The sequence below is a fragment of the Delftia sp. S65 genome, assembly GCF_016516495.1.
Lineage (GTDB): Bacteria > Pseudomonadota > Gammaproteobacteria > Burkholderiales > Burkholderiaceae_C > Comamonas > Comamonas acidovorans.
The window spans coordinates 1-22934 of record NZ_JACVUR010000009.1; the positions used below are offsets into that span (position 1 = coordinate 1).

Below are 22934 nucleotides of genomic sequence, written 5' to 3' on the forward strand. Positions count from 1 at the left end.
CCTCACCGCCCCCGCGCCCGTACCCCGCTTCACGGGCCGCCAGGCCCCTTCGCCCCGCAGCGGCCCGGCCACCGGCCAGGACAATGCACGCATCTATGCGGCGCTGGGGCTGGATGCGCAGCAGCAGGAGCGGCTGCGGCGCGAAGGCGTGATCTGAAGGTGTGCAGTGCTGGCGTCAGATGACCAGCCGTGCGGCCAGCAGGTCCGCCTGCTCGGCGAACTTGCGGGGATGGGACGTGCGCAACTGCGCCAGGTTCTGCACCTTCCATCGCACGCCGGGCAGGTGTTCGAGATGGGCGATGTCCAGCGCCGGCCAATCGGGGGCTCCTGCGGCCAGCGACAGCAAAAAGCGCCGCTCACTGGCATCCAGCCCTTGCTGAAGCTCCCGCAGCAACCGCTCGCGTGCTGCGAGCAGAGATTGCAGCGGCACAGGCTCGGCCGTCATGCCCCGGAAGTTGTTCTCGAAATCGTGCCGGACATCACGCAAGGGAGGAAACAGCACTTCGTGCAAAGGCCGGTTGCTGCAGGCCAGATAGACCACGAAGGCGCGCCGGATGCCTGAGGTGATGCCGCCGTGCGCGAACAGCTGCATCACATCGAACAGATCACGCGGGTGCTGCCGGTCCAGGGCGGCCACGAGCTTGCCGCCGTACACGTCCTCTGCGGAGACCACGGGAATCTCCAGATCAGCCATCAGCACATCGCGCGCAGTTGGCGTGAGCGAGGCCTGCCGCACCGGCAGCACCGTGCCCCGCATGACATAGTTCACTTCGATCTTGACCTGCACGGGACCGCGGCGCACCAGCAGCTTGGTCTGGCCCGCTGCAGCCACCGGCGCATGAGTCTGAAAGCCCCGCTTCGTCAGACGTTCTGCCGATTGCCGGATGGCCTGATTGATCCGCAGCAGCGCCTCATCACGTGACGGCCTGTGGTCGGGAAACACCAGGTCCAGATCAACGGACAGGCGCGGCATATCGCGCACGAACAGGTTGATCGCGGTTCCGCCCTTCAGCGCGAACGTGTCATCCACAAACACCAGCGGCGCGACCTGTGTCAACAGGCGCGCAGTGTCGAGATAGGTCTGGTTCATGGCTTGAGCACCAACAGGCCCTCGGCCGACCGGGACACCCAGGGCCTGTCGCTTCCCGTCGGCAGCGAGGCCGTCTCCAGCCTGGCGACCCAGGGCAGCGCCCCCTCGCGCCCGAGTTGAAGGCACAGGCGCACGGTCTTGACGCTGGTGCAGCGCTGCAGAAGTTCACGCAGCACATCGGCGCGCAGGCTGTACGCGCTCTCCACCAGCTCCCTGGCTTCCTGCAGCGGCTGGCGCACGCCCACATCGCTCAGAAGCTCCAACAGCGCACGCTCCGGCGCCGAGACCTGGGCTGCACCGCTGCGTTTCTCGAACGGCCCCACGTGCAGCAAATCGCCGGGTTGTTCATCGAACAGCCGTTTGCGATGGTATTCGGCAGGGAACCGCTCCGTGAACCATGGCGGCAACTGCCCGGCGGCCCAGCCATACAGCTGCAGCACCGGCTGCTGCGCCACATACTGGCGCATGCCGTACCAGTCCAGCGCCGACTTGCCCCCCACATGCAGGCCCTCCAGGCGGCGCTGCAGCACGCCCAGGCTCGGATGCAGGGCCAGGCTGTCGTTGGGCCGGCAGAAGACCCCCCGCATCAAGCGCTTCAGCCAGCCCGCGCGCACGTAATGGACAGCCAGGTCTGCGGAGATGCCAAGCCCTGCCAGATCCTGCGAGGTGATGGGCGTGCCCGCAGGCAGCTGCGTGTAGAGCGCGTTTAATTTGCTTGCCCCGGTCGTAGTCATGCTGCGATTCAAGCACTTATTCCAAACACGGACAAGTTTGGTATTTTTCTGCAAATCGTAGTTTGGCTACGATTTTCAGTACTTTTCAAAATTCCGTGGTGGCATGCATCGGTGCTGTTTCATGCCGATGGGTACGGCGCCAAAGCGGACGCCGCGCATGCTCAGGCCGCCCGCCGCGCCGCCGCAAACAGCCCGCTGCGCAGCGCTTCCAGGTCAAGCACGCGCAGGCCGCCGTACTCCACGACGATGGCGTTTTCGCGCTGCAGCACGGACAGCGCCTCATTGACGCGCTGGCGCGACAGGCCCACCAGGTAGGCCAGTTCCTGCTGGGTGATGCGCAGCACCTCGCCCACGCCCGGGTACAGCAGCGGGTGAAAGAGCGCGGCCAGGCTGCGGGCCACGCGCAGGTCGGGGTTGGTGAGGCGGTCGATTTCGCGGGCCGAGATGAACTGGCCCAGGCGCTCGTTGAGCTGGCTCATGACGAAGCGGTTGAAACCGATGGAGTGGTCCAGCAGCCAGTGGAAGGTCTCGATCGGCAGGCCGCCGACCACGCTGCGGCGTATGGCCTGCACGTTGTAGCGATAGGGCTCGCGCTTGACGGCCGTGCCTTCGCCGAACCAGCCGCCCGGGGGCAGGCCGGCCAGGGTCATGCTGGCGCCATCGGCGCCGTCGGTGTTCATCTTGAGCAGGCCTTCGACCACGCCGAACCAGTAGGTGGGCGCGCGGCCGGTGCGGCAGACATAGTCGCCGGGCTGGGCGTCGCCGACGACCAGCGCCTTCTGGGCCCGTTCGCGCTCGGCGGGCTGGAGTACGGCCAGCCAGGGAATGCCTTCGAGTTCCTCGGGCCGGGGCGCGCGGCGGCGCTGGTGCAGTGACAGTTCTTGGCTCATGGAGTCGCGGCGAGGGTGCGCGGATCAATCATCAAAACCACCCAAGCATTGCCCGAGCCCGGTGGCTGGCGTGAGCGGGATTTCCAGAAGGACCGCGGCACGCGCACATTCCCGGATGCGCAAGCCCCCAAGCGGGACATGAGACCGTTTTGGCACCTTTTGTTACGGCGCGTTTTCCCGATGATGAGTTTCCCGCGGATTGTCGTCAAACAGACACCACGGCGTCAAAGCCAGTCCTAGGATGCAGTCCAAGCCGGTAGGTCACAGCCTGGGCATCTGCACCATGCGACCACCATTCACGAACATCCAAGGACATGGAATGACGACCACGTTCCCGCACCTGCTGCTCCAGCATGCCGCCCAGCGCCCCCAGGCGCCGGCGCTGCGCGAGAAGGAATACGGCATCTGGCAGACCTGGAGCTGGAGCGAGGCCGCCGAGACCGTGCGCCACATGGCCTGCGGCCTGGCGGCGCTGGGCCTGGCGCGCAGCCAGAATCTGGCCTTCATCAGCGACAACCGGCCCCATGTCTACATGGGCTTCATTGCCGTGCAGGCGCTGGGCGGCGTACCGATCCCGCTGTACCAGGATGCCGTGGCCGCCGAGATGCGCTTCGTCATCGAGGATGCCGAGATCGACTTCGCCTTTGCCGAGAACCAGGAGCAGGTCGACAAGCTGCTGGAGGTGCGCGAGAGCGTCTCCGGCCTCGGCCACATCATCTATGACGACCCGCGCGGCCTGCGCCACTACGACCAGCCCGGGCTGATCAGCACCGAGGCGCTGCTGCAAAAGGGCAAGGAGTGGGATGCCGCACACCCGGGCGCCTGGGATGCGATGCTGGCCGCGCTGTCGCCCGACGATGTCTCGGTCATCCTCTACACCTCGGGCACGACCGGCAAGCCCAAGGGCGTGTGCCAGACGCACCGCAGCTTTGGCGAGTCGGCACGCGGCGGCGTGCAGGTGGACCGCCTGGGCCCCGGCGACAACGTGATCTCCTACCTGCCTCCGGCCTGGGTGGGCGACCATCTGTTCTCCTTCGCGCAGTGGCTGGTGGCGGGCTTCACCATCAACTGCCCGGAGTCGGCCTCGACCGTGTCCATCGACCTGCGCGAGATCGGCCCCAGCTACTACTTCGCGCCACCGCGCATCTTCGAGGGCATGCTGACCTCGGTGTCCATCCGCATGGAGGACGCAGCGCCCTTCAAGCAATGGATGTACGGCCGCGCCATGGCCGTGGCGCGCCGCGTGGGCTCGGACATCCTGGACGGCAAGACGGTGGGCACGCTGGACCGCCTGAAGTACGCGCTGGGCGACCTGTGCATCTACGGGCCGCTGCGCAATGCCATGGGCCTGTCGCGCATCCGCGTGGCCTATACGGCGGGTGCGGCCATCGGGCCCGAGCTGTTCCGCTTCTTCCGCTCCATCGGCATCAACCTCAAGCAGCTCTACGGCCAGACCGAGACCTGCGCCTATGTGTGCATACAGCGCGACGGGCAGGTGGAGCTGAGCAGCGTGGGCCAGGCCGCACCGGGCATCGAGCTGAAGATCGCCGACAACGGCGAGGTGCTGCTCAAGGGCGTGTCCGTGCTCAAGGAGTACTACAAGCGCCCCGACGCCACGGCCGAGGTGGTGGATGCCGACGGCTGGTTCCACACGGGCGATGCCGGCGTGATCGACGCCAGCGGCCAGCTGCGCATCATCGACCGCGCCAAGGACGTGGGCAAGACCAGCCGGGGCGCCATGTTCGCGCCCAACTACATCGAGAACAAGCTCAAGTTCTTCCCCCAGATCAAGGAGGCGGTGTGCTTCGGCCACGGCCGCGACCAGGTCTGCGCCTTCATCAACATCGACTACGAGGCCGTGGGCAACTGGGCCGAGCGCCAGGGCCTGCCCTATGGCGGCTATGTGGACCTGGCATCGAAGGCCAAGGTACTGGAGATGGTGGCCGACTGCGTGGCCCAGGTGAACGCCGACCTGGCCGCCGAAGCCGGCATGGCCGACACGCAGGTGGCGCGCTTCCTGGTGCTGCACAAGGAGCTGGACCCCGACGACGACGAGCTGACCCGCACGCGCAAGGTGCGCCGCGGCTTCATTGCCGACAAGTACGGCGTGCTGGTCGATGCGCTGTACACGGGCAAGCGCGAGCAGTTCATCGAGACCCAGGTCAAGTTCGAGGACGGCCGCACCGGCAGCGTCAGCGCCACGCTGTCCATCATCGATGCCAAAACCCATTCGGTGGCTGCCACCGCCAGGGCCTGACCGGAGCCGCTGACATGACCCACAAGAAGATCGGCGATGTCATCCTCGACATCAAGAACATCAGCCTGCGCTTCGGCGGGGTGAAGGCGCTGACGGACATCTCGTTCGATGTGCGCGAGCACGAGATCCGCTCCATCATCGGCCCCAACGGCGCCGGCAAGAGCTCCATGCTCAACTGCATCAACGGCGTGTACACGCCGTCCGAGGGATCGATCACCTTCCGGGGCAAGACCTTCAGCCACATGAACAGCCGCCAGGTGGCCGAGATGGGCGTGGCGCGCACCTTCCAGAACCTGGCGCTGTTCAAGGGCATGAGCGTGATCGACAACATCATGACCGGCCGCAACCTGCAGATCAAAAGCGGCATCCTGATGCAGGCCCTGCGCCTGGGCCCGGCCCAGCGCGAGGAGATCCGCCACCGCGAGTTCGTCGAGCACATCATCGACTTCCTGGAGATCCAGGCCTACCGCAAGACCCCCGTGGGCCAGCTGCCCTACGGCCTGCAAAAGCGCGTGGACCTGGGCCGCGCACTGGCCATGCAGCCGCAGGTGCTGCTGCTGGACGAGCCCATGGCCGGCATGAACGTGGAGGAAAAGCAGGACATGTGCCGCTTCATCCTCGATGTCAACGACGAGTTCGGCTCCACCATCGTGCTGATCGAGCACGACATGGGCGTGGTCATGGACATCAGCGACCGCGTCGTGGTGCTGGACTACGGCAAGAAGATCGGCGACGGCGCACCCGACGAGGTGCGCCAGAACGAAGACGTGATCCGCGCTTACCTTGGCACAGGCCATTGAGGGGACTGACATGGGATTTTTTCTGGAAACCTTGTTCGGCGGCCTCATGGTGGGCACGCTGTACGCGCTGATCGCCATCGGCTTCGTGCTGATCTTCAAGGCCTCGGGCGTGTTCAACTTCGCCCAGGGCGCGATGGTGCTGTTCTCGGCCCTGGCCATGGCGCGCTTTTCCGAGTGGATCCCGAAGTGGATCGGCATGGAGCCGGGCTGGTTCACCAACCTGCTGGCCATCTGCGTGTCGCTGGCCATCATGGTGGTCGTGGCCTGGGTGATCGAGCGGCTGGCGCTGCGCCACCTGGTCAACCAGGAGCCCATCACGCTCTTGATGGCCACGCTGGGCATCGCCTACCTGCTGGACGGCCTGGGCCCGATGATCTTCGGCAGCGCCGTCTACAGCATCAACGTGGGCATGCCCAAGGACCCCATGTTCATCCTCGAGGGCCTGTTCCAGGGCGGCGTGCTGCTGAGCCAGGAAGACCTGTACGCGGCCTGCATCGCCGCGCTGCTGGTGGCCGCGCTCAGCGTGTTCTTCCAGAAGACCAAGACCGGCCGCGCGCTGCGCGCCGTGGCCGACGACCACCAGGCGGCCCAGTCCATCGGCATCCCGCTGTCGCGCATCTGGGTCATCGTCTGGTCGGTGGCCGGCGGCGTGGCCCTGGTGGTGGGCATCATCTGGGGCTCCAAGCTGGGTGTGCAGTACTCGCTGTCGCTGGTGGCCCTGAAGGCCCTGCCCGTGGTGATCCTGGGCGGCCTGACCTCGCTGCCCGGCGCCATCATCGGCGGCCTGATCATCGGCGTGGGCGAGAAGCTCTCCGAGGTCTACCTGGGCCCCATGGTCGGCGGCGGCATCGAGACCTGGTTCGCCTACGGTCTGGCCCTGTGCTTCCTGCTCGTGCGGCCCCAAGGGCTGTTCGGCGACAAAATCATTGATCGCGTTTGACCGTTACGGAGAACTTGCACCATGTTTTATCGTGAGAACGGTCAATTCAAGACGACCTACGCATCCGACCAGCAGATCTTCGGCGTCGCCCAGGACCGCTGGGCCATCGTGGCGCTGCTGGCCGTCGCCTTCCTGGTGATTCCCTTCAGCGTCAGCGACTACACCTTCCAGGCCGTGCTGATCCCCTTCCTGATCATGTCGCTGGCGGCGCTGGGGCTGAACATCCTGGTCGGCTACTGCGGCCAGATCTCTCTGGGCACCGGCGCCTTCATGGCCGTGGGCGCCTACGCGGCCTACAACCTGCAGGTCCGCTTCGAGGGCATGCCGCTGCTGGTGGCCCTGATCGGCGGCGGCGTGCTGGCCATGGTCTTCGGCGTGATCTTCGGCCTGCCCAGCCTGCGCATCCGCGGCCTGTACCTGGCCGTGGCCACGCTGGCCGCCCAGTTCTTCGTGGACTGGCTGGCCAGCCGCGCGGCCTGGGTGACGAACAACTCTTCCTCGGGCTCGGTGAGCGCAGGCCCGCTGTCCATCATGGGCTGGAAGATCGACACGCCCATGGAGAAGTACCTGCTGTGCCTGGGCATCCTGTGCGTGCTGGGCCTGGCCGCCAAGAACCTGGTGCGCGGCGCCATCGGCCGCGAGTGGATGGCCATGCGCGACATGGACGTGGCCGCCAGCGTGATCGGCATCCGCCCGACCTACGCCAAGCTCAGCGCCTTTGCCGTGAGCAGCTTCATCGTCGGCGTGGCCGGCGCGCTGTGGGGCTTCGTTCACCTGGGCGCCTGGGAGCCCGCGGCCTTCAGCCTGGACCGCTCGCTGCAGCTGCTGTTCATGATCATCATCGGCGGCCTGGGCTCGGTGGTGGGAAGCATCTTCGGCGCGGCCTTCTTCGTGCTGCTGCCGCTGCTGCTCACCCAGGTGCCGCACTGGATGGGCCTGCCGCTGTCCACGGCCACGGCGACCTACCTGGAGCACATGATCTTCGGTGCGCTGATCGTGTTCTTCCTGATCGTGGAGCCGCATGGACTCGCCAAGTTGTGGGCCACGGCCCGCCAGAAGCTTCGCGTCTGGCCCTTCCCGCATTGAGTTGATCTGTATCGAGACAGGGCGCCACAGAGTGCCGGATAACCGGGGAATCTTCCCCAGCCAACTAGGAGACAACGTCATGATGTTCAAGAAAGTCGCCATCGCCGCTGCCACGGTCGCTGCTGGAATCGGCGCTCTCGTGGCCGCCCCTGCCGCACAGGCCCAGGACCAGTTCGTACCGCTGCTGGTCTACCGCACGGGCCAGTTCGCGCCGCTGGGAATTCCATGGGCCGATGGCAAGCAGGACTACATCAAGCTGGTCAACGCCAAGGGCGGCATCAATGGCGTGAAGATCGCCTACGAGGAATGCGAGACGGCCTACGACACGGCCAAGGGCGTGGAGTGCTATGAGCGCCTGAAGGGCAAGGGCGGCGGCGCGGCGGGCTTCGATCCGCAGTCCACCGGCATCACGTTCGCCGTGACGGACAAGGCGCCGGGCGACAAGATGCCCATCATCACCACGGGCTATGGCCTGTCGCAGTCGGCCGACGGCAAGGTCTTCGAGTGGAACTTCCCGCTGCTGGGCAACTACTGGACGGCGGCCGATTCCATCATCCAGGACATCCTCAAGAAGGAAAAGGGCAGCCTCAAGGGCAAGAAGATCGCCCTGGTCTACCACGACTCGCCCTACGGCAAGGAGCCCATTCCGCTGCTGCAAAAGCGCGCCGCCAAGGAAGGCTTCGACCTGACGCTGCTGCCCGTGACGGCGCCCGGCGTGGAGCAGAAGTCCACCTGGCTGCAGATCCGCCAGCAGCGCCCCGACTACGTGCTGCTGTGGTCGGCCGGCGTGATGACGCCCACGGCCGTGCGCGAGGCGCAGGCCACCGGCTACCCGCGCGAGAAGATGTACGCCATCTGGTGGGCCGGCTCGGACCATGACGTGAAGGACATCGGCGCCGGCGCCAAGGGCTACAACACCGTGACCATCCACAACACGGCCGAGCACGACAAGGTGCACGACGAGGTCAAGGCCATGGTCTACGACAAGGGCCAGGGCACGGCCACCGACGCCAAGGAACTGGGCGCCATGGCCCACACGCGCGGCATGGTGATCTCCATGCTGCAGGTGGAGGCCATCCGCACGGCGCAGGAAAAATACGGCAAGGGCAAGGTCATGACCTCCGAGCAGGTGCGCTGGGGTCTGGAGAACCTGAACCTCACGCAGGAGCGCCTCAACGAGCTGGGCTTCGGCAAGATCATCCGCCCCGTCAAGACCAGCTGCGACAACCATCTGGGCACCGACTGGTCGCGCATCGCCCAGTGGGATGGCGCCAAGTGGAAGGTGGTCTCCGACTGGTACCAGGCCGACAAGTCCATGGTCGAACCGCTGGTCAAGGAGTACGCGGACAAGTACGCCAAGGAAAAGAACGTAAAAGCTAGAACTTGCACCCCCTGAGGCGCTTGCGCGCCTTCCCCCTCTCTACCCGCTTCGCGGGGGAGGGGGACGACACCCTCGGTGCGGGGCGGCCCTTCCTCGGTGTCCCTGAGTTGGGGCATTCCCCGCGCAGAGATGCTTCGAGAGTTGCGGCCCCGCACTCCGCTTTCGTATCAACGCCCATGGACGACGCCATGACCACCGCACCCACCTCCGCCCCGGCCGCCAGCGATCCGCTGCTCGTGGTCAATGGCATCGAAGTCATCTACAACCATGTGATCCTGGTGCTCAAGGGCGTTTCGCTCCAGGTGCCGCGCGAGAGCATCGTGGCCATCCTGGGCGGCAACGGCGCGGGCAAGACCACGACGCTGCGCGCCATCTCCAACCTGCTCAAGGGCGAGCGCGGCGAGGTGACCAAGGGCACGATCGAGCTGGAGGGCGAGCGCATCGAAAGCCTCACGCCCTCCGAGCTGGTGCAGCGCGGCGTGGTCCAGGTCATGGAGGGGCGGCACTGCTTCGCCCACCTGACCATCGAGGAAAACCTCATGACCGGCAGCTACACGCGCACTGACAAGGGCGAGATAGCAGCCAACCTCGAGAAGGTCTACAACTACTTTCCGCGCCTGAAGACGCGCCGTACCTCGCAGGCCGCCTACACCTCGGGCGGCGAGCAGCAGATGTGCGCCATCGGCCGCGCGCTGATGGCCAATCCGCGCATGGTGCTCCTGGACGAACCCTCGATGGGCCTGGCCCCGCAGATCGTCGAGGAGGTGTTCAACATCGTCCGCGACCTCAACAGCAAGGAGAAGGTTACCTTCCTGCTGGCCGAACAGAACACCAACATGGCCCTCAAATATTCGGACTACGGCTACATCATGGAAAGCGGCCGCATCGTCATGGACGGCGCGGCCTCGGACCTGGCCAGCAATGAGGACGTCAAGGAGTTCTACCTGGGCGTGGGCGGCGGCGAGCGGAAAAGCTTCAAGGACGTCAAGAGCTACAAGCGCAGAAAACGCTGGCTGGCCTGACCGGCGGACATTTCCCAGCCCCTGCCCCAGACCCTTCTTCCACAGGACTAGCCATGAGTGCCTTCTACGACGCGCTGGAGACGCGCACCCCTGACGAACGCGAAGCGGCGCTGCTGTCCGCCCTGCCCCGGCAGATCGCCCATGCGCAGCAACACTCTGCCGCCTTCGCCCAGATCCTGGCCGGCGTCGATGCCGCGCAGATCACCAGCCGCGAGGCCCTGGCCCGCCTGCCGGTGACGCGCAAGTACGAGCTGCTGCAGCGCCAGGCCGAGCAGCGGCCCGCGCAGATCTTCGGCGGCTTCAACGCCATTGGCCTGGGCCAGCCCATGCCGCGCCTGTTCTGCAGCCCCGGCCCCATCTACGAGCCCGAAAGCCGCCGCCCAGACTACTGGCGCATGGCGCGCGCGCTGCATGCCTCGGGCTTTCGGCCCGGCGAGCTGGTGCACAACTGCTTCAGCTACCACTTCGTGCCCGCGGGCTCGATGATGGAAAGCGGCGCCCATGCGCTGGGCTGCACGGTGTTCGCAGGCGGCACGGGCCAGACCGAGCAGCAGGTGCAGGCCATGGCCGACCTGCGGCCCGCCGGCTACGTGGGCACGCCCAGCTTCCTCAAGATCATTGTGGAAAAGTCCCTGGAGATGGGCCTGCCCATTCCCTCCGTGACCAAGGCCATGGTCTCGGGCGAGGCCTTTCCGCCCTCGCTGCGCGACTGGCTGGCCGAGCGCGGCATCGCGGGCTACCAGTGCTACGCCACGGCCGACCTGGGCCTGATCGCCTACGAGACCGAGGCCCGCGAAGGCCTGGTGCTGGACGAGCAGGTCATCGTCGAGATCGTGCGCCCCGGCACGGGCGACCCGGTGGCCCCCGGCGAGGTGGGCGAGCTGGTGATCACCACGTTCAATCCCGACTACCCGCTGATCCGTTTCGGCACGGGCGACCTCTCTGCCGTGCTGCCCGGCCAGTGCCCCACGGGCCGCACCAACGCACGCATCAAGGGCTGGATGGGACGCGCCGACCAGACCACCAAGGTGCGCGGCATGTTCGTGCACCCGGGCCAGATTGCCGACGTCGTGCGCCGCTTCCCCCAGGTGGGGCGCGCGCGGCTGGTGGTCACGGGCGAGATGGCCAACGACCAGATGCAGCTGCTGGTCGAAACCCGCGAAACCTCACCGGGCCTGGCCCAGCAACTGTCCGATGCCGTGCGCGAAGTCACCAAGCTGCGCGGCGATGTGCAGATGGTGCTGCCGGGCACCCTGCCCAATGACGGGAAGGTCATTGAAGACGCGAGGTCGTACAAGTAGCCACCGAGGCGCGGGTACGGCGGCCTCGCCGCCGAGCAGCATTCGCAGACCCTGAAAACATGACGCCTGTCAAGACTCCCAGGGTTTGCACTAGATCAATGGCAAGGGAATCTGCTGCGGCGCAATAGAAACAATTCTTAAAATCCGTCTCCTCGTGCATTCGGTTTCTCTTGCGTGTTTGCCCTCGAAGGCAAATGCGCATCGCCCCCTATCATTTGCACGCTATTTACTTGGAGACACTATGAAAGCATTGTTCAAGATCGCAGCCATTGCGCTGGCAGCCGGTGCAGCCCTTGGCGCCCACGCGCAGGACTATCCTGCCGCAGGCAAGACGATCACCCTCATCGTGCCGTTCACCGCAGGCGGCCCGACCGACAAGGTGGCCCGCGATCTGGCCGAGTCCATGCGCAAGCAGTTGAACAATGCCACCATCGTGGTGGACAACGCCGATGGCGCCGGCAGCACCATCGGCACGGCCAAGGCCGCACGTGCCCGTCCTGACGGCTACACGCTGCTGATCAACCACATCGGCATGTCCACGATCCCGTCGCTGTACCGCAAGCTGTCGTTCAACGTGCTCAACGACTTCGAGTACGCCGGCATCATCAACGACGTGCCCATGACCCTGATCGGCCGCCCCAGCCTGCCGGCCAAGAACTTCGCCGAGGTCAAGGACTGGATCGGCAAGAACCAGGGCAAGGTCAACCTGGCCAATGCCGGCATCGGTTCCGCCTCCCACCTGTGCGGCCTGATGCTGCAGGCGTCCATGAAGACGGAAATGACGCCCGTGCCCTACAAGGGCGCCGCCCCCGCGATTGCCGACCTGATCGGCAACCAGGTGGACCTGCTGTGCGACCAGACCACCAACACCACGGGCCAGATCACGGCCAAGAAGGTGCAGGCCTATGCCGTGACCACGCCCAAGCGCCTGACCATGCCCGCGCTCAAGGACCTGCCGACGCTGGCCGAAGTGGGCGTGCCCGACTTCCAGGTCACCATCTGGCACGGCCTGTACGCACCCAAGGGCACGCCGGCCGACATCGTCAAGAAGGTCAACGAGGCCATGAAGGCCGCCCTGAAGGACCCCGAGTTCATCAAGCGCCAGGAAGCCCTGGGCGCCGTGATCGCCAGCGACGGCCGCATCGAGCCCGAAGGCCACAAGAAGTTCGTCCAGGCCGAGATCGAGAAGTGGGGCAAGGTCATCAAGGCAGCCGGCACCTACGCCGACTGATCCCGAGGACCACCACCGCGACGGATCGCCCGGTTGCAACCACGATCAAGCCCGGCTTCGGCCGGGCTTTTTCGTTGGCGGGAGCCGCGCGACAGCAGCGGTGCAGGCTCAGGGCGCCGGCCCGCGCAGCGCCATCACGGCCTGCCAGCTGCCGCCGCGCTGGCTTGCGTTGTAGAGGTTGCTCTGCGTGTTGCCCGGACCTTCGTAGTAGCTGCCGCGCATCAGGCATTGCGATCCCGAGGCCGTGCAGTGCACAAGCTCGACGCCGAACATCAGCGCCGGCCGGCCGCTGGCCCGGTCCAGCACCTGCTCGCCGCCCTTGCCCACATCGCAGGCCGAAGCCGGCCGCACCTGGCTCTGGCCGCTGAGCAGGGCCAGCGTGCCGGCATCGGGGTCCAGCAGCGCCCAGCCCCGGCCGTTGCCTATGCAGTAGGCCGCCGCCTTGGGGCCGAGGTTGGAGGCGTTGTCCAGAAACAGCAGCGAATACACGGCAGCCGCCGCTCCCGGGGGCGCCTGCGGGCCGGTGGGCGCCTTGGGCCTGTCGGCACAGGCGGCCAGTGCCAGCGTGGCGGCCAGCGCGCCCAGCCAGGGCAGGAATCGGGAGGAATGACGGAGGCGGTGCATGGAAGTCCTTTCTTTCTCGCAATCTGCGTGCGTGTTTAACACGGCGCGCGGCCTCTGCTGCGGCTCAGGCCGGGCCTTCGAGTTCGGCATGCCGCCGCTCGAACAGTTCAATGAGGTGGTCGGCCACGGCACGCACGCGCCGCGAATGGGCCAGGTCGGCATGCATGGCAAGCCAGATCGGCTGGTCGGCGCCCAGCTGCGGCTCCACGCAGACCAGCCCCGCCTGCCGCGCCAGGAAATGCGGCAGCACGGCCAGGCCCAGGCCGGCCTGGGCCGCGGCCAGCTGCGCGGACAGGGTGTTGGTCTCCAGCCGGCAGGGCCGCCCGTGCAGGGCGCGCGCCATCCAGCGTGCGGCGGGCAGGTGGGCATGGCTGTCGTCCCAGCCGATGAAGGCATCGCCCTCGAACGGGTCCGAGCCGTGGGTGCCCGCGCTTCCGTTTCCGCCTGCGCGGCCTTGCACGTAGCCGGCCGATCCATACAGGCCGAAGCCCAGCGTGCCCAGGCGCCGTATCGTGAGGTGGCCGGCCTCGGGCTGGGTCATGCGCACGGCCAGGTCGGCGTCGCGCCGGTGCAGGTTCAGCGTCTGCACTCCGCTGACCAGCTGCACGCGCAGCCCCGGGTGGCGGGCGAACAGAGGGACCAGCGAGGGCGCGATCAGCGGGTTGGCCAGGTTCTCGGCCGTGGCCAGCCGCACCACGCCCGCGACCTGTGCCTGGCTTTGCGCGGCATCGCCCAGGGCCTGGGCCGCCTGCTCCAGCGCCTCGGCAGGGGCCAGCAGCGCCTGGCCGTCGGCCGTGAGCCGATAGCCGCTCTGGTGGCGGCTGAACAGCGGCATGGCCAGCGCAGACTCCAGCCGATCCAGCCGGCGCGAGACCGTGGCCACGCCCAGCCCCAGCGCGGCCGAGGCACCGCTCAGGCTGCCGGCGCGGGCAATGGCCAGGAAGATGCGGGCGTCGTCCCACTGCAATGGAATGCTCCTTTGTTTTCGGGAATGTTTTCGGGAATGCTTTCCGAAAATGGAAGATCAAAGCGCGATTTTGTCAGTAGGCAAGGCCGCTTCGGAAAACCATACTGGCCCCTTGTTTCAGCAAGAGGATATGCAATGCAACAACGCAAACTCGGCCACGATCTGCAGGTATCCGCCCTGGGCCTGGGCTGCATGGGCATGAGCGAGTTCTATGGTCCGCGCGACGACGCCCTGGCGCTGCAGGCGCTGGACCACGCCGTGGAGTCCGGCATCGATTTCCTGGACACGGCCGATGTGTACGGGCCGCACCACAACGAGGAGCTGATAGGCCGCTTCCTGGCCTCGCGCCGCCCGCGCGTGAAGATCGCCACCAAGTTCGGCATCGTGCGCAAGGCCGGCGAGTACCGGCGCAGCATCGACAACAGCGCGCAGTACGCACGGCAAAGCTGCGAGGATTCGCTGCGGCGCCTGGGCGTGGAGCGCATCGACCTGTACTACGTGCACCGCGTCGATGCCACGCGCCCCATCGAAGAGACCATGCAAGGCCTGGCGCAGCTGGTGCAGGAGGGCAAGATCGCCCGCATCGGCCTGTGCGAAGTCAGCGCGGCCACGCTGCGCCGCGCCCATGCCGTGCACCCGGTGGCGGCGGTGCAGACCGAGTATTCGCTGTGGACGCGCGAGGTGGAGGAAGAGGTGCTGCCCGCCTGCCGCGAGCTGGGCGTGGGGCTGGTGGCCTATTCGCCGCTGGGGCGCGGCTTTCTCACGGGGCGCTTTCATGGCGGCACGGCCTTCGAGCAGGGCGATTTCCGCGCCAGCCTGCCGCGCTTTCAGCCTGGCAACATCGACACCAACCAGGCCCTGGTGGGCGCCGTATCGGCCCTGGCGCAGCGCAAGGGCAGCACGCCCGCGCAGATCGCCCTGGCCTGGCTGCTGGCCCAGGGGCCGGACGTGGTGCCCATTCCGGGCACCCGCCGCATCGCCCATCTGCAGGACAACCTGGGCGCGCTGTCCGTGGCACTGACGCCCGCCGAGCTGGACGAGCTGCGGCGCGCCAGCGACGAGCTGCCCGTGGCCGGGCAGCGCTATACGGAGGAAGGCATGAAGGGCATCAACGCCTGAAGGGGCCGGTGGGGCCGCCGGCTTACCAGGTGACGTCGCTGTTCTCGGCGGCGCTGCGTCGCAGCATGTCGATCATGGGCGCGGCGCGCTGGCGCAGGCTGACGGCGTCGCGCGCGCCCGCTGCGGCGCTGTCCTGCTCGCCGTCCTGGGACTCGTCTTCATGGCTGGCCTTGCGGCGGGCGTCGTCGTCGGCGACGGCGGCCTCCAGCGCCTCTATGGCGGCGGGAATCTGCTGCACCGTGATGATGCCGCTGGCGCCGGGCGTCTTGCCGACGATCTCCAGGACCTGGCGGCCGTTGGATTCGAGCATGATGACGTCGGCCGTGGCACGGGACTTGAACTTGTAGAGCATGGCTATCCTTTTTCTGTGTGGCGTGTCATGCACTCAGCGGTACATGTACTCGCGGTTGAAAGCATAGTCCGATTGAGCCCCCACCATGGGTCCCGACTGAAGCCGTCCATCGGGATGCGTGCACAGCATCTGGTGCAGGGCGATCCAGCCGCGCTCGAATCCCATGGCGCAACCCGCCAGATAGAGCCGGTAGGCGCGCAGCACCTTGGCGGCACCTTCGGCATCGGCATGCTGCTCAAGGATACGCTGCGCCTGCGGCAGCCGGGCTTCCAGTGCGTCGGACCAGTTCCACAGCGTGCGTGCGTAGTGGGGCCGCAGGTTCTCCGTGTCCACCATTTCCAGCCCGCTGTGGCCCATGTCGTGCAGCACGCGGCTCACATGCATCAGCTCGCCGCCGGGGAAGATGTAGCGGTCGATGAACTCGCCCATGCCCGCGCCCAGCTCGGTGTTGTCCACGCCGCCCGCCGTGATGCCGTGGATCAGCGCCATGCCGCCCGGGCGCAGCAGGCGGTGCACGGTCTGGAAGTACTCGGGCAGCTGGGCCTGGCCCACATGCTCGAACATGCCCACCGAGCCTATCTTGTCGAAAGGCTGGCCGGGCGCCAGCGCGCGGTAGTCCAGCAGTTGCATGTCCACCTTGCCCTGCAGGCCGCGCTCGGCAATCAGCTGCTGCACGTAGCGGTGCTGGTTGTGCGAGAGCGTGATGCCCGTGGCCGTGACGCCGTAGTGCTCGGCCGCCCACACCAGCAGCGCGCCCCAGCCCGCGCCGATGTCCAGGAAGCGCTCGCCGGGCCGCAGGTCCAGCTTGCGGCAGATGTGGTCCAGCTTGGCCTCCTGGGCCTGGGCCAGCGTCATCTGCGGATCGCGGAAGTAGGCGCAGGAATAGACGCGGCGCGGGTCCAGCCACAGGCCGTAGAAGTCGTCGGAGATGTCGTAGTGGAACTGGATCTGCTGGGCGTCGCGCGCCAGCGTGTGCGCGGCCATGGAGCGCATGCGGGCCATGGCATGCCCCCACCAGTGCGATGTGCCGCGCACCGGATCGGACTGCAGCAGGCTGGCGGCCACCGCCATCACGTCGCGCATGCGGCCGTCGATGCGCACCAGCCCTTCCACGATGGCACCGCCCAGTGTCCCTATCTGCCCGGCCGCCAGGCTGGCCATGGCCGACATGGTCTGGAAATGCAGCACCACCTGCGCATCCGCAGGACCAGCGCGCTGGCCGGACGGCAGGATCACGGCCACGGGGACAGGGAGAGACGCCAGCCGCGCCTCGATGGAGCTCAGCACTTGTGTCATGGCGTTCATTTTTGACAGCAAGGCGCACTGCGTCAATCGCAGCCTGGGCTGTGCATGGCGGGGCATGGCGCCCCGCCACAGCGGGAGTGATCAGGCGATCAGCTGCCTGTAGTCGCGCCGTGTCTGATCCGTCACCGAAGCAAGCACTTGCTCGAAGGGCGTCTTGTGCCGTGCGACCAGGCGCAGGGATGCCACGGCGCGCGATTTGCAAAACCAATGACAGGTGTACTGCATGAGCAACAGCTCGGCCGTCATCGTGAAGGCGCGCGCACGGCGTTCGTCCTCGTTGCGGCTGTCGGCCACGCGCACGGAGGCAATGCCGCGCGCATGCAACTGCATGGCGTCGCGCAGATCGAAGGACGACGAGGGAAAGAGCCGGTCCAGATAGGGCAGCGCCACGGGCAGCGTGCTCACGCGCGTGAGCTGCGGATCGGCCGTGGCCATCTCCTTGGCAAAGCGCTGGAACTGCTCGGCCAGGTTGGCCTCGGTGTTGTCCAGCACGGTCCAGATCTGGGCACGGCGCTGCTCGTCGCTCTCACCCAGGACGCGCAGATAGCCTTCGATCAGGCCGCCCATCAGCTTCTCGATCTGGAATCGTCCCAGATACTGGGCCAGCAGCAGGGTATGCCGGCGCTGTTGCTGCGTCTTGAGCAGGTAGATTGCGATGAAGACAATGATCGCCAGCGTGAAGAAGTCCATGAAAGCAGCAAGGGGGCCAAGGGTGCGAGAAGGCTTGAGTGTAGTCAGGCGCGGCCTGCCCGCGATTTTGGTGGGCATAGGCCTGCTGCTGGGCGGCTGTGCCAGCCGGGGGACCGGTGGCGACGGACTGGGCTATTACTGGCAAAGCCTGCGCGGGCAAATGCACCTGCTGCAGGCCAGCCGCCCGATTGACGACTGGCTGCAGGACGAGAGCCTTGCGCCTGCACTGCGCGAGCGCCTGCTGTCGGCCCGGCGCATGCGCGCCTTTGCCGTGGAGCGCCTGGGCCTGCCCGACAACGCCAGCTACCGCCGCTATGCCGATCTGCAGCGGCCGTTTGCCGTATGGAACGTGGTGGCCGCGCCGCCCGACAGCCTGGAGCTGCACCGCTGGTGCTTTCCGGTGGCCGGCTGCGTGGGCTACCGGGGCTACTTTGCCGAGGCCGACGCCATGGCCCAGGCACGGCAACTGGCCGACCAGGGCCTGGAGTCCGGCAGCTACGGCGTGCCCGCCTATTCCACGCTGGGCTACCTGAACTGGCTGGGCGGCGATCCGCTGCTCAACACCTTCATCGGCTGGGGCGAGGGCGAGTTCGCCGGCCTGCTGTTCCACGAACTGGCCCACCAGGTGGTCTATGTGGCCGGCGACACGGCCTTCAACGAATCCTTTGCCACCACCGTGGAGCGCCTGGGCACGCCGCTCTGGCTGGCCACCGAGGCCGGCCCCGCCGCCCGCGCACGCTGGGATGCAGGCCAGCTGCGGCGCGCGCAGTGGCGGGCGCTGACCGGCCACACGCGCCAGACGCTGCAGCAGCTCTACCAGGACCCGCAGCAGCGCGGCCCCGCCATGGCGCAGGCCAAGGCGCAGATCTACCAGCAGTTCCGCAGCGACTACGCCGCGCTGCGCGCGCAATGGCGCAGCGCCGATGCGGCCCTGCTGACCACCGATGCACAGCGCCAGCTCTACGACCGCAACCAGGCGCGGCTGGACCAGTGGGTGGCCGATGCCAACAACGCCAGCTTTGGCGCGCTGGCCGCCTACGACGACTGGGTGCCGGCCTTCACCGCGCTGTGGAAAAAGGCGCAGACCCAGGCGCAGACCCAGGCGCCGGCCCAGGCCGGCGGCGAGGCCGCCCAGGGCTGGCAGCGTTTCTATGCCGAGGTAGAGAAACTGGCCGCCCTGCCTGCCTTGCAGCGCAACACAAGGCTGTGCGGTCTCATGCCCGCCGATGCGCTCCTGCCGCCTGCCTGCGCCCCGGATCAGGCCGGGGCGTCGGAATCCGCGGACGGATCGCGCCCCGGCAACTGAATGCGTGCCAGCAGGCCGCTGGAGCTGCCAGGCGGTGGCGACTGCAGCTCCAGGCTGCCGCCATGCTGGGCCACGATCATGGACACGATGGACAGGCCCAGGCCGTAGCCCGGCGACGCCAGCTCCCGCACGGTGCCCTGGGGCAGGCGCAGGTCGTCCACATGGCGCACATGGCGCTCGCGCGCGGTGCTCAGCGCCGCCGCATCCATGCCCGGCCCCTCGTCGCGCACCTGGACGGTGTGGCTGTCGCAGACTTCGAGCAACACCTCCGAGCCATCGCTGTAGCGCAGCGCGTTCTCCACCAGGTTGCGCAAGGCGATGGCCAGCGTGTCCACATCGCCCGCCACCGGCCCGCAGGGCTGCTCGGGCAGCACCACGTCCAGCCGCAGCTGGGTGGATTCGTCCTGCTGCCAGAACTCGGAGGCCACCATGCTGGCCAGCGCGTCCAGCCTCACCTCGTCCTGCGCCAGCGCCGAGCCCGAGGCCGCGCGCGACAGCTGCAGCAGCTTTTCCGTGCGCTGGCGCAGCCGCTCCAGCGCCTCATAGGCCGCGCGCACATCGGTGTTGTCCACGCCCCTGTCCAGGGCCGTCTGCAGGCGCAGCGTGGCCACGGCCAGCGGCGTGCGCAATTCGTGGGCCGCATTGGCAGCCATGGAGCGCTCCACCTGCAGCGCATGCGACAGGCGCTGCATCAGGTGGTTGATGCCCCGGCCCAGCCGCCACAGCTCGCGCGGCATGGCGTCCAGGTCCAGCGGCTCCAGGTTGGAGCCGCCGCGCTCACTCAGCTGCAGCTGCATGTCGCGCAGCACGCGCAGGCGCCGCCGCGCGGTCACGCGCAGCGCCCAGCCCATGAGGGCGAGCATGACCAGCATCACCGAGCCCAGCGCCAGCAGCGCCCGCTGCAGCGCCTCGCTGCGCTCGACCATGGGATCGGCCAGCATCAGGAACAGCGGCTGCCGGGGATGGGCCACCACATAGATGCGCCAGCCCTCGCGCTCGTAGAAGCCCTCGCGCATGGGCACGGCAAAGGCTGCCACGGGGGCGGCCTGGGTGCGCAGCAGCACGTTGCCGCGGCCGTCCTGCAGCTGGTAGACCAGATCCTCGGCCTCGTCGCCCGGCTGCGAGGCCACATGCGGGCGCTGCACGCCCTCGCGCGAGTGGTCCTCCTGTTCCAGCTGGTGCACGGCCACCTCCAGCAGGCGATGGCCGCTGTCGATCATTTCCTGGTCGAAGTTGTGGTGCACGATGTGGCTGACATACCAGGCCAGCGCCAGCACGCAGGCCAGCCAGACGGCGGCCAGGGCCAGTGTCAGCTCGCGGGCCAGCTGGTCGGCCAGACGGGGCGGCAGCGCCAGGCTGTAGCGCTGCGGCTCATCCATGCTCGAGGGCCAGGCGGTAGCCGGTACCGCGCACGGTCAGGATGCGGTCGCGCCCGAGCTTGCGGCGCAGCCGGCTGATGAAGACTTCCAGCGTGTTGCTGTCGGCCTCGGCATCGAAGCCGTAGAGCGCATCGAGCAGATGCTCGCGCGCGTGCACACGCTGCGGCTGGGCCGTGAGCACGCGCAGCAGCGCCCATTCCTTGGGCGTGAGCAGCAGGGTGCGGCCGGCATCGCGCACCATTTCGCGGGCCAGGTCGATCTCCAGCGTGCCCATGCGCAGCACCGCGTCCTGCCCGGCCTGCATGCCGCCGCCGCGCCGGCTCACGGCGCGCAGGCGGGCCAGCAGTTCCTCGGGGTCGTAAGGCTTGACCAGATAGTCGTCGGCCCCCGCGTCCAGCCCGCGGATGCGGTCGCTGACCTGGTCGCGTGCCGTCAGCACGATGGTGACGGGAGGCTGCTCCAGCCGGCGCAGCGTGGGCATGAGCGCCAGGCCGTCGCCGTCGGACAGGTGCAGGTCCAGCAGCACGGCCGCGTAGCTGGCACCGGCCAGGCAGGCGCGCGCCTGGGCCAGAGAAGGCACGCTGTCGATCAGAAAGGCCTTGGAGCGCAGATAGCTGCCCACCGCCTGGGCCAGTGCCTCATCGTCTTCGACCAGCAGGATTCGCATGGGAGGCTGGGCCTTCGCACATCAGGGTGTGCACCGGGTACGGGCGCAACAGAGGGGACGGGAGGGGTTCAAGCTGAACGGAGTCTGAACGCGGGGTTCAGATGTTCTTAAGCTGCGAATTCTACGCTCGCGGCCATGTCAGAACGCCTGCTCGCCCCAGGCAGTGGCCCTGGTGCTGGCGCTGTGGCTGCTGGCCACCGCGAACTGGGCGCTGTGGCTGCGCCTGCCCCACCTCGAAGGCTATGACGGCAGCCTGGCCACCCTGGTGCTGCGCCTGCTGCCGCTGGGCCTGGGCGGCATCCTGCTGCTGCTGTCGCTGACGGCCTGGCCGCGCGGCATGAAGCCGCTGTGGATCGCCCTGCCCTGGATTGCCGGCTCGGCCCAGTACTTCATGACCGCCTACGGCACGGTGATGGACGGCGGCATGATCAACAACATCCTGCAGACCGACCTGCGCGAGAGCAGCGACCTGTTCAACCCCCAGTTGCTGCTGCAGCTGCTGCTGGTGGCCGGCCTGCCCACGGCCTGGCTGCTGCGGCTGCGCATCATCCGCCCGCGCCGCAGCACGCAGACGGTGCTGCGCACGCTGGGGCTGCTGGCCGCCTCGGTGGTGCTGCTGGCGGCATCGGTCTTTGTCTCGTACCGCGAGCTGGCCCCCGTGATCCGCAACAACCTGTGGATGCGCCACATGCTCAACCCCGTGAGCCCCGTGCTGGCCTCGCTGGACGCGGTGCTCAAGCCCATCCTGCGGCCCAAGCGCCCGTTTGCCAGCATTGCGGCCGGCGCCACGCTGGGCGCCACCTACGCGGCCGAGCGCAAGCCGCCACTGTTCGTCATCGTAGTGGGCGAGACGGCACGCGCCGCCAACTGGGGCCTGAACGGCTATGCGCGCGACACCACGCCCGAGCTGGCCAGGCGCAAGGTGCTCAACTGGAGCAACGTGACCTCCTGCGGCACCAGCACGCGCGAATCCGTGCCCTGCATGTTCTCGCACCTGGGCCGCACGGGCTTCTACAAGAGCAAGGTGGACTACGACAACCTGGTGGACGTGCTGTACAACGCCGGCCTGGCCGTGCTGTGGGTGGACAACCAGGCTGGCTGCAAGGGCGTGTGCGAACGCATTCCCAACGCCAGCACGGCCGACCGCCTGAACACGCCCGACGGCAAGGCCCTGTGCTCCAGCGACGGCGAATGCCTGGACGGCATCCTGCTCAGCGGCATCGACGAACGCATCGCCGCCCTGCCGCGCGAGCGCCGCGAGCGCGGCGTGGTGCTGGTCATGCACGAGATGGGCAGCCACGGCCCGGCCTACTACAAGCGCTCCACGCCCGAGACCAAGGTCTTCCAGCCCGAATGCCTGACCAACGCGCTGTCCAGCTGCACGCGCGAGCAGGTGGTCAACGTCTACGACAACTCCATCCGCTACAACGACCACTTCCTGTCGCAGACCATCGACTGGCTGGCAAGCCAGCAGTCCCGCTACCAGACCGGCATGGTCTACATGTCGGACCATGGCGAGTCGCTGGGCGAGATGGGCATCTACCTGCACGGCATGCCCTACGCCATGGCGCCCGACGAGCAAAAGCACATTCCCATGATTGCCTGGCTGGGCAACCTGGGCGAGCGCACCGGCGTGTCCGAGCGCTGCGTGCGCGGCCAGCTGGACGCGCCGCTGTCGCACGACAACCTCTACCACACCACCCTGGGCCTGCTGGACGTGACCAGCCCCACCTACCAGAAGCCCCTGGACGCGCTGGCCGGCTGCCGCAGTTGAGCGGGCGCGGGGCGCAGCC

General features: G+C 67.6%; 21 protein-coding genes. 11 read left to right on the top strand and 10 right to left on the bottom strand.

Annotation, left to right across the window (positions count from 1 at the left end; genetic code table 11):
- Positions 1 to 175: 175 nt before the first annotated feature.
- The 3 genes from IAE24_RS10260 to IAE24_RS10270 all read right to left on the bottom strand — a co-directional run bounded on the left by IAE24_RS10260 (position 176) and on the right by IAE24_RS10270 (position 2714).
- On the bottom strand, positions 176 to 1090 hold the full coding sequence (locus IAE24_RS10260) for a nucleotidyl transferase AbiEii/AbiGii toxin family protein (protein ID WP_097203877.1): 915 nt from the start codon (positions 1088 to 1090) through the stop codon (positions 176 to 178).
- Positions 1087 to 1824 (bottom strand): type IV toxin-antitoxin system AbiEi family antitoxin, encoded by a 738-nt coding sequence (locus tag IAE24_RS10265; protein WP_065347312.1) that lies wholly within the window; start codon positions 1822 to 1824, stop codon positions 1087 to 1089. The genes IAE24_RS10260 and IAE24_RS10265 overlap by 4 nt, the downstream gene beginning before the upstream one ends.
- 161 nt (positions 1825 to 1985) lie before the next feature.
- Positions 1986 to 2714 (bottom strand): Crp/Fnr family transcriptional regulator, encoded by a 729-nt coding sequence (locus tag IAE24_RS10270; protein ID WP_012203091.1) that lies wholly within the window; start codon positions 2712 to 2714, stop codon positions 1986 to 1988.
- A gap of 319 nt (positions 2715 to 3033) precedes the next feature.
- Between IAE24_RS10270 and IAE24_RS10275 the strand changes: the two genes are divergently transcribed.
- From IAE24_RS10275 to IAE24_RS10310, 8 genes are all read left to right on the top strand, one after another.
- Positions 3034 to 4971, top strand: coding sequence for an AMP-dependent synthetase/ligase (locus IAE24_RS10275; protein WP_199962441.1), 1938 nt, complete (start codon positions 3034 to 3036; stop codon positions 4969 to 4971).
- A gap of 14 nt (positions 4972 to 4985) precedes the next feature.
- Positions 4986 to 5771: an ABC transporter ATP-binding protein gene (locus tag IAE24_RS10280; RefSeq protein WP_012203089.1), complete on the top strand. Its 786-nt coding sequence runs from the start codon at positions 4986 to 4988 to the stop codon at positions 5769 to 5771.
- 10 nt (positions 5772 to 5781) lie between these two features.
- Complete coding sequence (locus tag IAE24_RS10285) at positions 5782 to 6711, top strand: branched-chain amino acid ABC transporter permease (RefSeq protein WP_012203088.1); 930 nt, start codon at positions 5782 to 5784, stop codon at positions 6709 to 6711.
- A 21-nt stretch (positions 6712 to 6732) separates the two neighbouring features.
- Positions 6733 to 7797 carry a branched-chain amino acid ABC transporter permease gene (locus IAE24_RS10290; protein WP_012203087.1) on the top strand — a complete coding sequence of 355 codons (1065 nt, stop codon included), beginning with the start codon at positions 6733 to 6735 and terminating at the stop codon, positions 7795 to 7797.
- A gap of 79 nt (positions 7798 to 7876) precedes the next feature.
- On the top strand, positions 7877 to 9193 hold the full coding sequence (locus tag IAE24_RS10295; protein WP_013804351.1) for an ABC transporter substrate-binding protein: 1317 nt from the start codon (positions 7877 to 7879) through the stop codon (positions 9191 to 9193).
- Positions 9194 to 9366: 173 nt separating this feature from the next.
- The gene (locus tag IAE24_RS10300) at positions 9367 to 10200 is read left to right on the top strand and encodes an ABC transporter ATP-binding protein (protein ID WP_016446597.1); all 834 of its coding nucleotides are present in this window, start codon (positions 9367 to 9369) and stop codon (positions 10198 to 10200) included.
- Positions 10201 to 10253: 53 nt separating this feature from the next.
- Positions 10254 to 11501, top strand: coding sequence for a phenylacetate--CoA ligase family protein (locus tag IAE24_RS10305; RefSeq protein WP_012203084.1), 1248 nt, complete (start codon positions 10254 to 10256; stop codon positions 11499 to 11501).
- Positions 11502 to 11742: 241 nt separating this feature from the next.
- Positions 11743 to 12732 (top strand): tripartite tricarboxylate transporter substrate-binding protein, encoded by a 990-nt coding sequence (locus IAE24_RS10310; protein WP_012203083.1) that lies wholly within the window; start codon positions 11743 to 11745, stop codon positions 12730 to 12732.
- Between the two features lie 108 nt (positions 12733 to 12840).
- Here IAE24_RS10310 and IAE24_RS10315 read toward each other — a convergent pair whose 3' ends face one another.
- Together IAE24_RS10315 and IAE24_RS10320 are read right to left on the bottom strand one after the other, a co-directional pair.
- Complete coding sequence (locus tag IAE24_RS10315) at positions 12841 to 13356, bottom strand: hypothetical protein (protein WP_016446600.1); 516 nt, start codon at positions 13354 to 13356, stop codon at positions 12841 to 12843.
- A gap of 64 nt (positions 13357 to 13420) precedes the next feature.
- Positions 13421 to 14323 (bottom strand): LysR family transcriptional regulator, encoded by a 903-nt coding sequence (locus tag IAE24_RS10320; protein WP_063327373.1) that lies wholly within the window; start codon positions 14321 to 14323, stop codon positions 13421 to 13423.
- A 135-nt stretch (positions 14324 to 14458) separates the two neighbouring features.
- Here IAE24_RS10320 and IAE24_RS10325 point away from each other — a divergent pair, with 135 nt between their 5' ends.
- The gene (locus IAE24_RS10325) at positions 14459 to 15442 is read left to right on the top strand and encodes an aldo/keto reductase (protein WP_199962442.1); all 984 of its coding nucleotides are present in this window, start codon (positions 14459 to 14461) and stop codon (positions 15440 to 15442) included.
- Between the two features lie 22 nt (positions 15443 to 15464).
- Here IAE24_RS10325 and IAE24_RS10330 read toward each other — a convergent pair whose 3' ends face one another.
- From IAE24_RS10330 to IAE24_RS10340, 3 genes are read right to left on the bottom strand one after another with little or no spacing between them, the layout of a single operon-like run.
- Entirely contained in the window at positions 15465 to 15794 is a 330-nt protein-coding gene (locus IAE24_RS10330) for a DUF1840 domain-containing protein (RefSeq protein ID WP_013804357.1), read from the bottom strand.
- A gap of 33 nt (positions 15795 to 15827) precedes the next feature.
- Positions 15828 to 17156, bottom strand: a complete 1329-nt coding sequence (locus IAE24_RS10335) for a class I SAM-dependent methyltransferase (RefSeq protein ID WP_071954256.1) — start codon at positions 17154 to 17156, stop codon at positions 15828 to 15830.
- Positions 17157 to 17180: 24 nt separating this feature from the next.
- On the bottom strand, positions 17181 to 17789 hold the full coding sequence (locus tag IAE24_RS10340; protein WP_043825798.1) for a hypothetical protein: 609 nt from the start codon (positions 17787 to 17789) through the stop codon (positions 17181 to 17183).
- A 22-nt stretch (positions 17790 to 17811) separates the two neighbouring features.
- On the opposite strand from IAE24_RS10340, the gene IAE24_RS10345 reads away from it, so the two are divergent.
- Positions 17812 to 19095 (top strand): aminopeptidase, encoded by a 1284-nt coding sequence (locus tag IAE24_RS10345; protein WP_199962443.1) that lies wholly within the window; start codon positions 17812 to 17814, stop codon positions 19093 to 19095.
- Here IAE24_RS10345 and IAE24_RS10350 read toward each other — a convergent pair.
- On the bottom strand, positions 19047 to 20474 hold the full coding sequence (locus IAE24_RS10350; RefSeq protein ID WP_099752567.1) for an ATP-binding protein: 1428 nt from the start codon (positions 20472 to 20474) through the stop codon (positions 19047 to 19049). The two genes, IAE24_RS10345 and IAE24_RS10350, sit on opposite strands and share 49 nt — an antisense overlap.
- Positions 20467 to 21141: a response regulator gene (locus tag IAE24_RS10355; protein WP_013804362.1), complete on the bottom strand. Its 675-nt coding sequence runs from the start codon at positions 21139 to 21141 to the stop codon at positions 20467 to 20469. Before IAE24_RS10355 ends, IAE24_RS10350 begins: the two co-directional genes overlap by 8 nt.
- A gap of 163 nt (positions 21142 to 21304) precedes the next feature.
- Between IAE24_RS10355 and IAE24_RS10360 the strand changes: the two genes are divergently transcribed.
- The gene (locus IAE24_RS10360) at positions 21305 to 22915 is read left to right on the top strand and encodes a phosphoethanolamine transferase (RefSeq protein WP_325100524.1); all 1611 of its coding nucleotides are present in this window, start codon (positions 21305 to 21307) and stop codon (positions 22913 to 22915) included.
- The last annotated feature ends 19 nt before the right edge of the window (positions 22916 to 22934 follow it).

Bases quoted from the DNA above. Each gene is read 5' to 3' on its own strand.
- IAE24_RS10335 (WP_071954256.1), bottom strand. From the start codon at position 17,156: ATGCCCCGCCATGCACAGCCCAGGCTGCGATTGACGCAGTGCGCCTTG.
- IAE24_RS10355 (WP_013804362.1), bottom strand. From the start codon at position 21,141: ATGCGAATCCTGCTGGTCGAAGACGATGAGGCACTGGCCCAGGCGGTG.
- IAE24_RS10300 (WP_016446597.1), top strand. From the start codon at position 9,367: ATGACCACCGCACCCACCTCCGCCCCGGCCGCCAGCGATCCGCTGCTC.
- IAE24_RS10280 (WP_012203089.1), top strand. From the start codon at position 4,986: ATGACCCACAAGAAGATCGGCGATGTCATCCTCGACATCAAGAACATC.
- IAE24_RS10265 (WP_065347312.1), bottom strand. From the start codon at position 1,824: ATGACTACGACCGGGGCAAGCAAATTAAACGCGCTCTACACGCAGCTG.
- IAE24_RS10295 (WP_013804351.1), top strand. From the start codon at position 7,877: ATGATGTTCAAGAAAGTCGCCATCGCCGCTGCCACGGTCGCTGCTGGA.
- IAE24_RS10305 (WP_012203084.1), top strand. From the start codon at position 10,254: ATGAGTGCCTTCTACGACGCGCTGGAGACGCGCACCCCTGACGAACGC.
- IAE24_RS10340 (WP_043825798.1), bottom strand. From the start codon at position 17,789: ATGGACTTCTTCACGCTGGCGATCATTGTCTTCATCGCAATCTACCTG.
- IAE24_RS10350 (WP_099752567.1), bottom strand. From the start codon at position 20,474: ATGGATGAGCCGCAGCGCTACAGCCTGGCGCTGCCGCCCCGTCTGGCC.
- IAE24_RS10275 (WP_199962441.1), top strand. From the start codon at position 3,034: ATGACGACCACGTTCCCGCACCTGCTGCTCCAGCATGCCGCCCAGCGC.
- IAE24_RS10330 (WP_013804357.1), bottom strand. From the start codon at position 15,794: ATGCTCTACAAGTTCAAGTCCCGTGCCACGGCCGACGTCATCATGCTC.
- IAE24_RS10310 (WP_012203083.1), top strand. From the start codon at position 11,743: ATGAAAGCATTGTTCAAGATCGCAGCCATTGCGCTGGCAGCCGGTGCA.
- IAE24_RS10270 (WP_012203091.1), bottom strand. From the start codon at position 2,714: ATGAGCCAAGAACTGTCACTGCACCAGCGCCGCCGCGCGCCCCGGCCC.
- IAE24_RS10285 (WP_012203088.1), top strand. From the start codon at position 5,782: ATGGGATTTTTTCTGGAAACCTTGTTCGGCGGCCTCATGGTGGGCACG.
- IAE24_RS10290 (WP_012203087.1), top strand. From the start codon at position 6,733: ATGTTTTATCGTGAGAACGGTCAATTCAAGACGACCTACGCATCCGAC.
- IAE24_RS10325 (WP_199962442.1), top strand. From the start codon at position 14,459: ATGCAACAACGCAAACTCGGCCACGATCTGCAGGTATCCGCCCTGGGC.
- IAE24_RS10315 (WP_016446600.1), bottom strand. From the start codon at position 13,356: ATGCACCGCCTCCGTCATTCCTCCCGATTCCTGCCCTGGCTGGGCGCG.
- IAE24_RS10260 (WP_097203877.1), bottom strand. From the start codon at position 1,090: ATGAACCAGACCTATCTCGACACTGCGCGCCTGTTGACACAGGTCGCG.